Below are 14,927 nucleotides of genomic sequence, written 5' to 3' on the forward strand. Positions count from 1 at the left end.
CGGCGCGCGGTCGGGGGTGGGGCTCGGGTCAGAGGCCGGGACGGTAGCGCAGTGGATGGTCGACGGGCACCTCCACCAGAACGATCTTGACGCCGTCGGGATCGGCGATCCACGCCTCCACCAACCCCCAGGGTTCCTGCAAGGGAGGCCGCAGCACCTGCGCTCCGCGCTCGGACACCTCCTTGTGTGCGGCGGCGGCGTCGGCGACCTGGAGCCAGAGCTGGAGGTCGGGGGAGGAGGGAGCGGTCGAGCGTCCGGAGACCTCAAGGAAGCCGCCGCCCAGGAAGTAGACGGTTCCGCGCTCGGGTCCGGTGCCGAATTCGCGGGCGATCTCAAGACCGAGGGTGCGTCCGTAGAAGGCACGAGAACGTTCGGGGTCGGTGGGACGCAACAGTACGCGGCTGCTCAGCACATGCACCATGGCCGTGACCCTACGCAGGGCACCGCGCGAATGTGGGCGAATGGGCGAAACGGGTCAGCCGGCATGGCGTGTCCGGAGCCGCCACACCTCGCTTCCCCGCCACCTTCAGCCCCGACGCGCCGCGGCGCCGGAACGCGGCGGTGTGCGCCGCCGCGACCGGCCGCCCCGGCCGCAGGCCCGCACGGTGCACGGCGAGTGCGCGGTGAGCACTCGGCGGCTGCGGGCCCGCAGCCGGCGGGCGGGAACGATCCCGCAGGTCAGTCCGTCTGTCGGGCCGCGTCCTTGATCTGCGGGAAGTCCGTGGTCACGCCGTCCAGGTCCATGCCCCGGGCGATGGCGAGGTGACCTGGGGTGTTCACGGTCCAGGCGTAGACGTCGAGACCGGCGGCGTGGGCGCGGTCGACCAGTTCCACGGTGAGCCGACGGATGTTGAGGACCAGCATCGCGGCCCCGACGGCGAGCGCGCGGTCCACCACGTCCAGCCCGTACCGGCTGGCCACCAGGCCGGTGCGTACCTGAGGCAGCAGGGCGGCCACCTCGGCGATCGCCTCGTCGTGGAAGGAGATGACCTCGACGCGGTCGAGCAGGCCGCGCCGGTCCAGCACGTCGGCCAGTACCTTGGCCGCCGCCACGTCCTTGATCTCGGCCTGGAGCGGGGCCGCCACCGCGTCCACCACCTCTTCGAAGACGGGCACGCGCTCGCCCTGGCCCGCGTCGAGCTCCCGCAGCTCGGCCAGGGTGAGGTCGCTGATGGCCCCGGAGCCGTCGGTGGTGCGGTCGACGTCCTCGTCGTGCATGACGATGAGCGCACCGTCCTTGCTCAGGTGCAGATCGAGCTCGATGAAGTCGAACCCCTCCTGCTCGGCGCGGACGAAGGAGCGCAGGGTGTTCTCGGGTTCGACACCCATCGCGCCGCGGTGTCCGGTGGTGCGGAAGGTCAACGCTGGCTCCCTTGGAGGTGGGCGCGGCCCGGTTCGCCCCCGGGCCCGGCCGGGGCGAGCTCACGTCGGCCGCTCGTGGCGGCGGTCAGCGTAGCGCCCGCCCGAGTACGGAGGGTGTACGGCGTGAATCCGTCGGGCGACGGCCCCGCGCCGGGCCGGTCCCACCCGCGCGCTCGCCCCGGCCGAGCCCCGGGCCGGGAGGCCCGGACGGACTTTCCTCGCCCCCAACCCCGGTGAGTACAGGAAAAACAGCGGTCTAAACCCGGGTTGGGCAGGATGATTTCCGGAGGCCCACTTGAGGAGCTGATCCCTCCATGGATACGGTGACAGCACGAGAGGTTCTTCCGTGGAGGAGTGATCATGACGAAAATTCTCGCGCCGGAAGCGGCGGTCAGTGACGTTCTGTCCGCGGAGCGTGTGGTGGACCACCCGGCCTGGCCCGGCCTGAAGGACGCCGTCGAGACCGTACGGCCGTGGCAGGCCAAGGACGGCTCCGTAGACCTGACGGCGGACGGCGCGCCCACCGTCGACGCCCTGCGGCACCAGGTCGAGCGGATCGTCGCGGCCGTCGAGGAGCTGGCCCCCCTGCTGCCGCACAACGCGGCCTACCACCGCGCCCTCGTCGCCGACCTGCGTCGCTGGGCCGACTCCGGCTACGGCGTCCCGGACTTCCTGGACTCGCTGCTGGCCTTCCAACCGGCGCAGCAGCGCGCCGACGGGCTCCAGCACCTCGTGGTCTTCCCGATGTACACGCAGAACGGCAACCCGAACCGCAACTTCGAGGCGGTCGTGCTGCGCATGGTGTGGCCCCAGTGGCTGGCGGAGCTGGAGCGCACCCGCTACGACAACCCGCTCTTCCTCGGCATCACCTTCGAGGACTTCACCGCCGGGTACGACACCAACTCCGCCGTGCTCTTCCCCGAGACCATCGCCGTACGGGAGGCGCCCGAGCGGTTCAGCTGGGGCGGCATCTTCTGCGACCGGGAGGCGGCGCGCTTCCGCCGGGTCAGCACGGCCGCGGTGGACACGCTCGGCATCGAGCTGCCGGCCGAGGCCCGCGAACTCCTCGCCGACCAGGAACGCTGCCAGCACGCCTTCGTCCTGTGGGACATGATCCACGACCGTACGCACAGCCACGGTGACCTGCCGTTCGACCCGTTCATGATCAAGCAGCGGCAGCCGTTCTGGATGTACGGCCTGGAGGAGTTGCGCTGCGACCTCACCGCCTTCAAGGAGGCCGTGAAGCTGGCTGACGAGGGTCTGCCGCAGGCCCGCGACGTGCAGTACGCCGTGATCTTCGACCGGATGTTCCGCTTCCCGGTCACCGGCGACCGAGTGCGCAACTACGACGGCCTCGGCGGGCAGCTCCTCTTCGCCTACCTCCACCAGCACGACGTCGTACGCTGGACCGACAACACCCTGCACATCGACTGGGGCCGCGCGCCGCAGGTCACCAACCAGCTCTGCGGCGAGATCGAGAAGCTCTACCGCGACGGCATCGACCGGCCCAAGCTGGTGCACTGGTTCAAGGCGTACGAACTGGTGGCCTCCTACCTGGCCCCGCACCCCGGCTCCGTATGGGCCAAGGGCCCCGACGCCCTCGACCTGTCGCTGCCGCCGCGCAAGCTGGTGGACGAGGTGCTCCCGGACGAGTTCCCGCTCAGCATGTTCTACGAAGCCCTCGCCAAGAAGCTGAAGACCGTGATCGTCTCGGCCAAGGGCATCACGGCCGACCACGTGGACGCGGTCGCTGCGTGACCCCGTCCCAGCAGTCCGACCAGGAGGCGACGATCATGACCGACAACACGCTGGCCGGTGCGGCGGCGCAGGCAGGAGGCGTCCTGGAGGGCGCCGTGATCGCGGTGGCCGGTGCCGCGGGCCCCGCAGGGCGCGCCACCCTGCTGCGGCTCGCGGAGGCGGGCGCCACCGTCGTCGCATCCGACGCGGACGCGGCCCGGCTGGCCGAGGCCGTGGACGCGGCCCGGTACGCACACGGCGGCGCCACCGTCACCGGCGACACCGTCGACCTGCTCGACCCGCTGGCCGCGCGCGAGTGGGCGACGCGCACCGAGAAGGAGTTCGGCCGCATCGACGGCCTGGTGCACCTGGTCGGCGGCTGGCGGGGCTCGGCGAGCTTCGCCGAGACCGACCTGGACGACTGGGCGTTCCTGCACGACCTGCTCATCCGCACCGTGCAGCACACCTCGCTCGCCTTCCACGACGGCCTGCGGCGCAGCGCCAACGGACGGTACGTGCTGGTCAGCGCCGCCGGCGCGACCAAGCCCACGGCCGGCAACGCCGCCTACGCCGCCGCCAAGGCCGCCGCCGAGGCGTGGACCCTCGCACTGGCCGACGCGTTCCGCAAGGCGGGGGGCGATGCGGGGCCGACGTCGGCGGCTGCCATCCTGGTGGTGAAGGCGCTGGTGCACGACGCCATGCGGGCGGAGCGCCCCAACGCGAAGTTCGCGGGCTTCACGGACGTCAAGGACCTGGCGGCTGCCATCGCCGGGGTCTGGGAGCAGCCCGCCCGAGAGGTGAACGGAAACCGCCTGTGGCTGACCGCGAAGCCGTAACGCCCCGTACGACCGACGCCCGCCGCCGCCACGACCCACAGGTACGGGGGTTCGCCAGCGACAACTACGCCGGTGCCCCGCCGGAGATCCTGGCCGCCCTCGCCCTGGCCAACGAGGGCCACCAGGTCTCCTACGGCGAGGACGACTACACGTCCCACCTCCAGGACGTCATGCGCAGCCACTTCGGCCCGCGGGCGGTGACCTACCCGGTCTTCAACGGCACCGGCGCCAACGTCGTCGCGCTCCAGGCGCTGACCGACCGCTGGGGCGCGGTGGTCGCCGCCGACTCGGCGCACATCCACGTCGACGAGTGCGGCGCCCCGGAGCGGGTGGGCGGCCTGAAACTGCTCACCGTGCCCACCCCGGACGGCAAGCTCACCCCCGAGTTGATCGACCGCGAGGCGTACGGCTGGGAGGACGAGCACCGGGCCATGCCGCAGGTCGTCTCGATCACCCAGAGCACCGAACTCGGCACCGTGTACACGCCCGAGGAGATCCGCGCCATCTGCGACCACGCCCACGAGCGCGGCATGAAGGTGCACCTGGACGGGGCGCGGATAGCCAACGCCGCGGCCTCGCTCGACGTCCCGATGCGGGCGTTCACCTACGCGGCGGGCGTGGACGTGCTGTCGTACGGCGGCACCAAGAACGGCATGCTCTTCGGCGAGGCCGTGGTGGTCCTCGACCCGGACGCGGTCCGGGCGATGAAGCACCTGCGCAAGCTGTCGATGCAGCTCGCCTCGAAGATGCGGTTCGTCTCCGTGCAGTTGGAGGCGCTGCTGGCCAAGGACCTCTGGCTGCGCCAGGCCCGGCACGCCAACTCCATGGCCCAACGGCTGGCGGACGCGGTGCGCACCGTGGACGGCGTGGAGATCTGCTATCCGGTGCAGGCCAACGCGGTCTTCGCCCGGCTGCCCAACGACGTCAGCGAACGCCTCCAGAAGCGCCACCGCTTCTACTTCTGGGACGAGTCCGCCGGCGAGGTGCGCTGGATGTGCTCCTTCGACACCACCGAGGAGGACGTGGACGGCTTCGTCGCCGCGCTCAAGGAGGAACTGGGCCGCTGACCCGACGGCTCACACCGACCTGATACGCCGGCCACCGCTGGCACAGGGAGCCTTGTTGGCGCAGCGCACCACTCGCCTCCGCACCGGCCGACCGGACGCCTCGCCTCCGGTCGGCCGTCGCATGCCGGCACCTCGTGCGACTGCTCGTACGCTGAGCGACTGCTCGTACGTCACGCGGCTGCCGGTACGTCGAGCGGCTGCCCGTACGGCACGGGACTGCCGGTACGTCGAACGTCCACCCATGTGCTGGGCGCGGCTGCCCCTACGCCGTACGCCGCCTGGCCGGGGCGGGAGGCCGGTACGCGGGAGGCCCAACCGTTGGAAATGCCGGACCGGCCGGCCAGGCCGGACCCAGCGCGTCGTGCGACCGGTCAGTGCCCCGCGGCCCTGACCGGCGCCGGGGGCGCGGTGCCGCCGAGGTGGGCGGGGACCCACCAGGTGTCGTCCGCGTCCTTCGGGCGCACCGGATAGGCGCGCTGCGCCGCTTCGAGGAGCTCCTGCACCCGGGTCCGCAGCCGCTCGGTGAGCGAGTCGGCCGACTCGCCCGGCTGGGTCTCCAGCGGCTCGCCGACCCGGATGGTGATCGGGAAGTGGTTGCGCCCCATGTCCCGCTTGTGGCCCTTGGTCCACAGGCGTTGGGTGCCCCACAGCGCCATCGGCAGCAGCGGCACATTGGCCTCCTGCGCCATCCGCGCCGCCCCCGACTTGAAGTTCTTGAGCGTGAAGGACTCGGAGATCGTGGCCTCGGGGAAGACGCCGATGATCTCGCCGGAGCGCAGCGACTTCACCGCGTGCCGGTACGCGTCGATGCCCTGCTTGCGGTCGACCGGGATGTGCTTCATCGCCCGCATCAAGGGCCCGGAGACCTTGTGCCGGAAGACCGACTCCTTGGCCATGAAGCGCACCAGCCGCTTGGCCGGGCGGGCGGTCAGCCCGGCGAAGACGAAGTCGAGGTACCCGATGTGGTTGCTCACCAGGACCGCACCGCCGCGCCGCGGAATGTTCTCCGTGCCCTGGATGTCGAAGCGCAGATCCAGCGCCTTGAACATGGAACGGGCGACGCCGATCACCGGTGGGTAGACGAGCTCTGCCATCAAGGGGACCCTTCTGCCATTCCTTGGGAGGTTCTCCCGATGGAAGTTACGCTGCCGTAGCTACGGGCTTTCCGCTGATCGTGCCTGATGTCGGGCGCCGCGGCCAGCCTTCGGGGCGCTCCGGAGGGAGATCCTCGTCACGGAAGGCAACCAAAGTCGCCGCCCAGCGGTCCCCCCGGGCTCCCTGGAGGTTTGCCCCGTACGGCATGTCGCATGCTTGATGTATGACGCACCGACTGACGGCCGCCGACCTGGAGCCCGGCCAACTCGGCGAGCGGGCCACGCTGGTCCAGTTCTCCAGCGCGTTCTGCCAGCCCTGCCGGGCCACCCGACGGGTCCTGGACAAGGTCGCCGCCATGGTCGACGGCGTGCGCCACGTCGAGATCGACGCGGAGGAAAGGCTGGCGCTGGTGCGTCGCCTGGACATCCGGCGCACCCCGACGGTGCTGGTGCTCGACGCGGACGGCCGGGTGGTCTCGGCGGCCGAGGGGCAGCCGCGTACCGTCGACGTCATCGCCGCCGTGGGCCGGGCCCTGTGACGGACCGTGATGGATCTCCCACCCGGCCTGACGGTCTTGACCGCGGTGTGCACGCGTGGTCACTCTGACGTGATGCGACCAGGTTTCCTTCTCTACGGGCGGGTCCACGTGGACCTCCTCCGCCACGCGAGCGCGCGCTGTCCGGCTCCCTGAGCGGCGACGGCGATGACGGTAGACCCCGGTCGGCCCGGTGTGGGAGTGCGGGCACGGGGGGACGGCAGCACTCCCCGCAGAAGGAACAGTCCATGACGGCCTCGTCCGACCTCCAGGCGCCCCAGCTCGCCGGCGCCGACGTCCTGCGCTCCCTCTTCCGCCGGCAGGCGTCCACCGTCGCCGTGGTCACCGCCCGCGGGCAGCGACCGGTGGGCTTCACCGCCACCTCGCTGACCTCGGTCTCGGCAGAGCCGCCGCTGCTCTCCTTCGGGGTGGGCACCACCTCGTCGAGTTGGCCCGTGCTCGCCACCGCCCGCTGGCTCGGCGTGCACCTGCTGGGCGAGCATCAGCGGGAGCTCGCGGCCACCTTCGCGCGCAGCGGCGCCGACCGGTTCGCCCCGCCCACCCGCTGGCGCACCGGCCCCGAGGGCGTGCCGCTGCTCGACGGCGTACTGGCCTGGGCGGTGTGCGAGGTGGAGGCCCGGATACCCGCCGGCGACCACCGGGTGGTGATCGCCCGGGTGCACGCCGGCGACCCGACGGGCGCCGGTCGACCGCTCCTCTACCACCAGGGGCGCTTCAACGCTCTGCGGGACTGAGGAATCCCGCCCCGCGCCGTTGGCAAGGTCACAGTTCAACGGCCTTGCGGACGGGGAAAACCGTAGCTGTACTGACGAGTAATATTTTGGTCGAGGGTGCGAGCCGCCCCGATCGGGGTCTGCCCCTGAAGGCGCCTATGCTGCCCACACACGGCAGTTTGCGAAGAGACGATGCAGTAGGAGAGCCGGCGTGAGCTTGAGGATCGTTGTCTGTGTGAAGTACGTGCCCGACGCCACCGGCGACCGGCACTTCGCCGAGGACCTGACCACCGACCGCGAAGCGGTGGACGGTCTGCTGTCCGAGCTGGACGAGTACGCGGTCGAGCAGGCGCTCCAGATCTCCGAGAACGCGGACGACGCGGAGATCTGCGTCCTGACCGTCGGCCCTGAGGACGCCAAGGACGCACTGCGCAAGGCGCTGTCGATGGGCGCGGACAAGGCCGTGCACGTGGAGGACGACGACCTGCACGGCACCGACGCGCTGGGCACCTCGCTCGTGCTCGCCAAGGCCCTCGACAAGATCGGCTTCGACCTGGTGGTGTGCGGCATGGCCTCCACCGACGGCACCATGGGCGTGCTGCCCGCGCTGCTCGCCGAGCGCCTTGAGGTGCCCCAGGTGACCCTGCTGTCCGAGGTCGCCGTGGCCGACGGCAAGGTGACCGGCCGCCGTGACGGCGACACCGCCAGCGAGGAGCTGGAGGCGACGCTGCCGGCGATCGTCTCGGTCACCGACCAGTCCGGCGAGGCGCGCTACCCCTCGTTCAAGGGCATCATGGCGGCCAAGAAGAAGCAGGTCGTCTCCTGGGACCTGGAAGACCTGGAGCTTGACGCCGACGCGGTGGGCCTGGAAGGCGCCTGGACCGCGGTCGAGACCGTCGCCGAGCGCCCCGCGCGCACCGCGGGCACCATCGTCAAGGACGAGGGCGAGGGCGGCAAGCAGCTCGCCGAGTTCCTCGCGGGCCAGAAGTTCATCTAGCCGGTGCCGCGCCGCCGGCGCCGCCCGCACCGGCCCGTCAGGCCACGGGCAGCGCCCGCCGCGGCGCCGCCGGCCGGGCGCGCACCGCGCCACCTCCACCGTCTTCGCACCTTCTTCGCAGGAGAGCAGATCCATGGCTGAAGTACTCGTCTACGTCGACCACGTGGACGGCGCCGTCCGCAAGCCCACCCTCGAACTGCTGACGCTGGCCCGCCGCATCGGCGAGCCGGTCGCCGTGCACCTGGGCGCGGGTGTCGACACCGCCGCCCCGGTCCTGGCCGAGCACGGCGCGGTCAAGGTGCTCGCCGCCGACGCCCCGGAGTTCGCCGACTACCTGGTCGCCCCGAAGGTGGACGCGCTCCAGGCCGCGTACGACGCCGTCTCGCCGGTCGCCGTGCTCGTGCCCTCGTCCGCCGAGGGCAAGGAGATCGCCGCGCGGCTCGCCGTGCGCATCGAATCCGGCATCATCACCGACGCCGTCGACCTGGAGGCCGGCGACGAGGGCCCGGTCGCCACCCAGTCGGTGTTCGCCGCGGCCTTCACCACCAAGTCCCGCGTCACCAAGGGCACCCCGGTCATCACGGTCAAGCCGAACTCGGCCGCCGTGGAGGCGGCGCCGGCCGCCGGCGCCGTGGAGCAGCTCGCGGTCACCGTCTCCGAGGCGTCCAAGGGCACCCGGGTCGTCGGCCGCACCCCGCGCGAGTCGACCGGCCGCCCGGAGCTGACCGAGGCCGCGATCGTGGTTTCCGGCGGCCGTGGCGTCAACGGTGCCGAGAACTTCCCGCTCATCGAGGACCTCGCCGACTCGCTCGGCGCGGCCGTCGGCGCCTCGCGCGCCGCGGTGGACGCCGGCTGGTACCCGCACACCAACCAGGTCGGTCAGACCGGCAAGTCGGTCTCGCCGCAGCTCTACATCGCCGCCGGCATCTCCGGCGCCATCCAGCACCGCGCCGGCATGCAGACCTCGAAGACCATCGTGGCCATCAACAAGGACGCCGAGGCCCCGATCTTCGAACTCGTCGACTACGGCGTGGTCGGCGACCTGTTCGAGGTCGTCCCGCAGCTCACCGACGAGGTCAAGTCCCGCAAGGGCTGATCGCCACGGCACGGCGGGCGCACGGCCCGTACGAGCTGACCGGCGCCACCCGCCCGGCCGCCCCGCGCGGCCCGGCACCCGATCCACCACGGCAGGCCCCGCGCACCCCGCGCGGGGCCTGCCGCGTACCCGGCGGGGGCCTGCCGGGTAACCCACCACCGCCCCGCGCGGTGCGCCCCGGGCGGGCCGCCACGCGCCACACCGCCGCAGCCACCAGCAGGCGCCGCAACCCTGCCCGTGCCCCGCTCGCGCCCCCGCCGTACCCTCGCGAAGCCCACCGGGCCTGCCCCCGACCCCACCGGCCCCGCGGTCAACGGAAAAGCAGCGGGCGGCCCGCGGGGCACACCCGTACGATGCGCAAGGACCGGCACCCGCCCGGGTGTCGCGGAACGAGTCGCACGCCGCCCGCCCGGCCCCGCCGGGGTGACCACGGGCGTCGTAGAGGGGGCCCACCAGCCATGGACACCACCGAAGTCGCCGCCTTCGGCAGGCTTTTCCGAGACTTCCTCGACCAGGTCGTCTACCACGAGCCCGTCGACCCGAGCCGCTCCCTTGAGCGCCGGATGCACGACCATCTCGGCCGGCCGGCCCAGGAGTTGCCCATCGTCAAGGCCACCTACCCGGCGTACGACCACGCCAACGTGCACCTCGCCGTCGAGCGCTGGTTCAGCAGCGAGGGCCGCACCCACGAGCTCGTCGGTGTCCTGTCCGAGCGCTACCGGGACGACTCGCTCGCCGAACTCGTCGAAGGCGCCCAGCGCCACGGCAGGTACGCGGTGGGCGCCGTCGACTACGCGTACCTGCCCGTCTCACCCGACGAGGAGCTCGCCTGCGTCGACTTCGGCCTCTACCTCGGCGCCGACGGCGACGACCGCTCCGTGCTGCTGCTGCGCGGCCCGAGCGAGGAGTACGGGCGCCAGCGCGTGGAGGTCGAGGTGCTCGCCGGTAGCCGCGAGGAGGCCAAACGCCTGCTGGCCGGCGTGGACCGGCTGATCCACGAGCACAACGTGTTCCGCGGCAAGGTGCTCTCCTTCCAGGGCAGCGAGTTCGAAGACGGGATCGGCCCGTTCCGCTTCCATGCCAGGCCCGACCTGGGCGCCGACGACATCGTGCTGCCGCCCGGTCTGTTGGAGCGCGTGGAGCGGCAGATCGTGGGCGTGGCCAGACAGCGCGAACGCCTGCGCGCCCACGGGCAACACCTGCGCCGCGGACTGCTGCTGTACGGCCCGCCCGGCACCGGCAAGACGCACAGCGTGCGCTACCTGCTCTCGCAGTTGCCCGAGTTCACGGTGGTGGTGCTCTCCGGGATGAGCATCCAGCGGGTCGGCGCGGCCTGCTCGCTCGCCCGCCATCTGCAACCCGCGCTGGTCGTCCTGGAGGACTGCGACCTGATCGCCGAGTCCCGGGACTTCACCGACGGCGAACAGCCGCTGCTCTTCCAGGTGCTCAACGAGATGGACGGGCTCGGCGACGACGCCGACGTAGCCTTCCTGCTGACCACCAACCGGGCCGACATCCTGGAGCCCGCCCTGGCCCAGCGCCCCGGCCGGGTGGACATGGCGGTGGAGATCCCGCTGCCGGACGCGACGGGGCGGCGCCGGCTGCTCGACCTGTACGGCGCGGGGCTCGGACTGCCCGAGGAAGCGCTGGTCGACGCGGTGGCACGCAGCGAGGGCACCACGGCCTCGTTCGCCAAGGAACTGATGCGCAGGGCCACGCTGTTCGCCGCGGAGCGCTCCTCCGGTCACGTGACGGCCGCCGACCTGGACGGCGCGCTGGACGAACTCCTCTCCGACCAGGACGCCCTGACCAGGCGCCTGCTCGGCGTCCCGGACCCGGACGCGGCTCTGGCCGACGATGACGACGACGATGACGGCTACGAGACCGGGGCCGACGGCGACGGGGACGACGACTGACGCCGCGGGCCCGGGCGGGCCGGCACGGTCGCGCCGGAACGAGGCCGCCGGTCGGGCCGGCGGAGGGACGCGCGGAGAGGTGAGCGGGAGGGCGGCCGGGCGGATCGTCGGCCGGCCGGCCCGGTGCCGTGCGACGCCCGGGCCTTCGCCCCGGTCAGCCCGATCCGGTGCCCGGCCGGCGCGCACGGTCGGCCCGCGGTAGCGGACGCACGTCGGCCAGCGGGCCGCCGTCGGCGCCGGGCACCGGATCGGCCCGGGCCGCGAGCTCGGCCCGGTCGACCTTCCCGCGTGCGGTGAGCGGCAGCGCGGCCAGCGGCACGTAACGGGCCGGGCGCAGCGCCGCCGGCAGCTCAGCGGCGGCCAGCGCGGCGAGTTCCCCAGGCAGCCGCCGGGCGACCCCCTCGTCGTACGGGGCGGCCACCGCCACGTACGCGATCAGCAGCGCGTCGCCGTCCTCCCGCTCGCGCGGCAGCACCACGGCCTGTTCCACCGCCGGATGCCCGACCAGCAAGGACTCCACCTCGCCCGGCTCCACCCGGACCCCGCCGACCTTGATCTGTTCGTCGGTGCGGCCGAGGTAGCCGTACTGGCCGTCGCCGCACTCGATCGCCAGATCGCCGGTGCGGTACAGCCGGCGCACGCCCCACGGGCCGGGCTCCACCCGGAAGCGGGCCTGCGTCAGATCGGGGCACCCCAGATAGCCGCGGGCCAACGCCGGCCCCTCGATGTGCAGTTCACCGGGCGTACCGGCGGACACCGGCTCGCCGTCGGCGTCGCGCAGATGGAAGGCGAGCCCGGGCAGCGGGGTGCCGATGGGGCTCGCGACCGGCCCGGTCGCGGCCAGGTCGGTGCGGAACAGCGGCCGGTAGGAGGCGTGCACGGTGGCCTCCGTGACCCCGTACATGTTGACCAGCCGCGGGCGCTGGTCACCGTACCGCTCCCACCACGGCCGGAGCGTCCGCGGGTGCAGCACGTCGCCGCCGATGACGACCAGCCGCAGCGCGGACAGCGGCTCCGACGCCTCGGCATCGGCGGCGGCCAGCCGGCGGAAGGCACCCGGCGTCTGACCGAGCACCGTCACCCGCTGCGCACGCAGCAGCGCATGCAGGGCGGCGGGGGAGCGGGCGACGTCGAACGGCACGACGACCAGCCGCCCGCCGTGCAACAGCGCCCCCCATATCTCCCATACGGAGAAGTCGAAGCCGGCCGAATGGAACTGCGCCCATACGTCGTCCTGCGTAAATCCGAACCAGGGCTGGGCGCGCCGGAATAGATGCACCACCGAACGGTGTTCCACAGCGACGCCCTGTGGCCGCCCGGTCGTGCCCGACGTGTAAATGGCATAGGCCAAGTGCGTGTCAACGCTGCGCGCCGTCGGCCGTTGACGGCGTGTTGGTGGCAGTGACCACTGGGCGCGGTGGTCCGGCCACGCGTTGCCCCACACATCGAGCGGAAGGCTTCCCGGCGGGAATTCCGTGGGGCTTTCCGGTCGGAAATCCGTAGAATTTTCGGCGGCCGTTTCTGTTTCTCCGCCCGCGCCGGTGGCCGGGTCCGTGGCCATGCCGGCCAACAGCGGATTGAGGTCGACGACCGCCGGCGCGATACGCGAAAGCGGACCACTGAACTCGCCCACCGTGACCACCGCGAGGCATGCGCTGTCCCGAATCATCCACCGCACCCGGCGCGGCGGATGCCCCGGATCGACGGGCACGTACGCGCCACCGGCCTTGAGGATGCCCACCATGCCGACGACGGCACCGATGCCACGCGGCACGTACAACGCCACCCGGGTGTCCGGGCGCACCCCGTGAGCCCGCAGCACCTCGGCCAGGAGATCGGCCTTTGCATTGAGTTCCGCATACGAGAGGCTTTGCTGCGCCGACGTCACCGCAATGCGCTGCGGATAGCGACCCGCTACCGCCTCGAATTGCTGGTGCAGACACGGATGGAGAAGCTGGAGCGAAGCCACACACCCTCCTCAGGGCAATGACTGCCTGGAGCCTGGTCCGTGCTGGGGAAGTGCCGAGGAGATAGTGCATACCGGAAGATGTCAGGGAGCACGGTGTCATCCGCTCTCTCGCCCAGTCAAGCCCGATCGGTATCCGACCTAGTCGATGGTCGGAGTCTGGCCGAAAAGGGGAATTCGCCAGGCCGGCGTCCTGCACCGCCGTATGACGGATTTGTTGCAGCGGCCACGAGCCGTACCGCGAAGCGGAATGGCAGGGTGATCGGCCGGGTCATCGGGCCGACCACCGCAGGCCAGCCGGCCGCCGGGCCGCGGCGGCGCGCCCCCACGACGCGAAGGCCCCGGGCCACCGGCGGGGCATCGAACGCTGGGCCCCGGGCGCGGCCCCACGCGGGGGCGGGCACGGGCGGCACCGGACAGCCGTGGGCGGCACGGGCCGGGCTCGGGCCCGGTCGGGCAAGCGCCGGGCGCATCCGCCCGGCGCACGAGGGGACGGGGCGGATGCGGGCGGACGCCGCACGGCCGGTGAGCAACCGGGCCCGACGGTCCGTCGACGCGGGTTGCCGTACCGGCGCCGGTAGTTGACGCGTACGGCTCGTACGTCACCGACGGCACGTGTCCCCAGGGCGGCCGGGTGCCGCCGGAGGACGACGGGCTTGGGGGCGCAGCCGGGCTGGGGCTTGGGAGCGGGGAGAGCGGCGCGCGCCCGCTCACCGGCTCGGCCCGCTCATCGGCTTCACCCGCCCCCCCCCGAGCACGCCACTCACCACCGGCGCGCGCCCCACCGACGGCCCCCGGCGCCCAGAGGACACCGCGCCCCGGCATCAACCGGTGAACGGGCCCCGCCCCGGCGGCGGGTGGCGCCTCACTGTGGCGCGCCCGACCACCGCCACGTCGTACGGCGCGGCCGGCCGGCCAACTCCGCGCGGCCGGTCGCCCACAGCAGGGTCTGCCAGGGGTCCGTGTCCGTCGGGACCTCAGGGAAGAGGCGGGCCAGCGCCCGGGCGCACAGCGCGGCGGGCGGCGACCAGTCGAGCCCGAGCCCGACGGCCACGTCATGGGTGTGGACGAGCGTCTCCACCAGGCCCATCGCGGCGAAACCGGCCGGATCGGCGACCCCGAACACGTGGTACGCGCGGACCTCCGCGGGCCTGGTCCGAACCATCGCGACCAGCAGCGCGCCGCTCGCCTCCAGCACCTGCAACAGTCCTACGGGCCCGGCCGCGGGGTCGGCGTGGACGGCGTTGGCCGGCCCACCGGGCCTGCGGCTCGCGTAGGAGTAGGGCACCTCGCCGGTCAGCGGCGGCTGTCGGGGGCCGAGTTGGACGGCGTAGGCGAAGAGGTCGTCGCTGAGGTGCTCGACGGTCTCCCAGCAGGTCCACTCCAGGGAGCCGGCGTTGCGCTCCCAGTCGGTCGCCGTCGCTGTTGCTGCGCGGAGCGTGTCGAGCGCGAGTCGTACGGCCTGGTCGAGGTCGTCGGCGGTGACGGCCGGCGTCCGGTCCGGGGTGGTGGCGGGTGTGAGGGGCTTGGCAGACATGGGGGCACCCTAGTCGGCTGGTCCGCAGGCCGGGCCGCGCGGGGCGGTG

The 14,927-nt window shown here is 72.6% G+C and carries 13 protein-coding genes; 8 read left to right on the plus strand and 5 right to left on the minus strand.

Translation table 11 applies throughout. The features are described from left to right. Positions 1 to 28: 28 nt before the first annotated feature. Together ACMA1D_RS17460 and ACMA1D_RS17465 are read right to left on the minus strand one after the other, a co-directional pair. The gene (locus ACMA1D_RS17460) at positions 29 to 421 is read right to left on the minus strand and encodes a VOC family protein (RefSeq protein WP_414724909.1); all 393 of its coding nucleotides are present in this window, start codon (positions 419 to 421) and stop codon (positions 29 to 31) included. 257 nt (positions 422 to 678) lie between these two features. Next, positions 679 to 1,362, minus strand: coding sequence for a glycerophosphodiester phosphodiesterase (locus ACMA1D_RS17465; RefSeq protein WP_414724910.1), 684 nt, complete (start codon positions 1,360 to 1,362; stop codon positions 679 to 681). A gap of 360 nt (positions 1,363 to 1,722) precedes the next feature. On the opposite strand from ACMA1D_RS17465, the gene ACMA1D_RS17470 reads away from it, so the two are divergent. The 3 genes from ACMA1D_RS17470 to ACMA1D_RS17480 are packed head-to-tail and all read left to right on the plus strand — an operon-like array spanning position 1,723 to position 5,002. Beyond that, complete coding sequence (locus tag ACMA1D_RS17470; protein ID WP_414724911.1) at positions 1,723 to 3,120, plus strand: DUF6421 family protein; 1,398 nt, start codon at positions 1,723 to 1,725, stop codon at positions 3,118 to 3,120. 35 nt (positions 3,121 to 3,155) lie between these two features. Beyond that, complete coding sequence (locus ACMA1D_RS17475) at positions 3,156 to 3,935, plus strand: SDR family NAD(P)-dependent oxidoreductase (RefSeq protein ID WP_414724951.1); 780 nt, start codon at positions 3,156 to 3,158, stop codon at positions 3,933 to 3,935. Further along, the gene (locus ACMA1D_RS17480) at positions 3,914 to 5,002 is read left to right on the plus strand and encodes a threonine aldolase family protein (protein WP_414724912.1); all 1,089 of its coding nucleotides are present in this window, start codon (positions 3,914 to 3,916) and stop codon (positions 5,000 to 5,002) included. The genes ACMA1D_RS17475 and ACMA1D_RS17480 overlap by 22 nt, the downstream gene beginning before the upstream one ends. Positions 5,003 to 5,373: 371 nt before the next feature. Here ACMA1D_RS17480 and ACMA1D_RS17485 read toward each other — a convergent pair whose 3' ends face one another. Continuing rightward, positions 5,374 to 6,096 (minus strand): lysophospholipid acyltransferase family protein, encoded by a 723-nt coding sequence (locus ACMA1D_RS17485; protein ID WP_414724913.1) that lies wholly within the window; start codon positions 6,094 to 6,096, stop codon positions 5,374 to 5,376. 224 nt (positions 6,097 to 6,320) lie between these two features. Here ACMA1D_RS17485 and ACMA1D_RS17490 point away from each other — a divergent pair, with 224 nt between their 5' ends. The 5 genes from ACMA1D_RS17490 to ACMA1D_RS17510 all read left to right on the plus strand — a co-directional run bounded on the left by ACMA1D_RS17490 (position 6,321) and on the right by ACMA1D_RS17510 (position 11,375). Further along, positions 6,321 to 6,635, plus strand: coding sequence for a TlpA family protein disulfide reductase (locus tag ACMA1D_RS17490; RefSeq protein WP_414724914.1), 315 nt, complete (start codon positions 6,321 to 6,323; stop codon positions 6,633 to 6,635). 245 nt (positions 6,636 to 6,880) lie between these two features. Then, positions 6,881 to 7,387 (plus strand): flavin reductase family protein, encoded by a 507-nt coding sequence (locus ACMA1D_RS17495; RefSeq protein WP_414724915.1) that lies wholly within the window; start codon positions 6,881 to 6,883, stop codon positions 7,385 to 7,387. A 190-nt stretch (positions 7,388 to 7,577) separates the two neighbouring features. Beyond that, entirely contained in the window at positions 7,578 to 8,363 is a 786-nt protein-coding gene (locus ACMA1D_RS17500) for an electron transfer flavoprotein subunit beta/FixA family protein (protein WP_414724916.1), read from the plus strand. Positions 8,364 to 8,496: 133 nt separating this feature from the next. Beyond that, on the plus strand, positions 8,497 to 9,459 hold the full coding sequence (locus ACMA1D_RS17505; protein WP_414724917.1) for an electron transfer flavoprotein subunit alpha/FixB family protein: 963 nt from the start codon (positions 8,497 to 8,499) through the stop codon (positions 9,457 to 9,459). 458 nt (positions 9,460 to 9,917) lie between these two features. Then, positions 9,918 to 11,375, plus strand: a complete 1,458-nt coding sequence (locus ACMA1D_RS17510; protein WP_414724918.1) for an AAA family ATPase — start codon at positions 9,918 to 9,920, stop codon at positions 11,373 to 11,375. A gap of 154 nt (positions 11,376 to 11,529) precedes the next feature. On the opposite strand, the gene ACMA1D_RS17515 is transcribed toward ACMA1D_RS17510, so the two are convergent. Both ACMA1D_RS17515 and ACMA1D_RS17520 read right to left on the minus strand, forming a co-directional pair. Further along, positions 11,530 to 13,344: an AMP-binding protein gene (locus ACMA1D_RS17515; protein ID WP_414724919.1), complete on the minus strand. Its 1,815-nt coding sequence runs from the start codon at positions 13,342 to 13,344 to the stop codon at positions 11,530 to 11,532. Positions 13,345 to 14,206: 862 nt separating this feature from the next. Further along, the gene (locus ACMA1D_RS17520) at positions 14,207 to 14,878 is read right to left on the minus strand and encodes a hypothetical protein (RefSeq protein ID WP_414724920.1); all 672 of its coding nucleotides are present in this window, start codon (positions 14,876 to 14,878) and stop codon (positions 14,207 to 14,209) included. Between the last annotated feature and the right edge of the window lie 49 nt (positions 14,879 to 14,927).

Origin of the sequence: Streptomyces sp. 796.1, from assembly GCF_047525675.1 — a bacterium.
Lineage (GTDB): Bacteria > Actinomycetota > Actinomycetes > Streptomycetales > Streptomycetaceae > Streptomyces.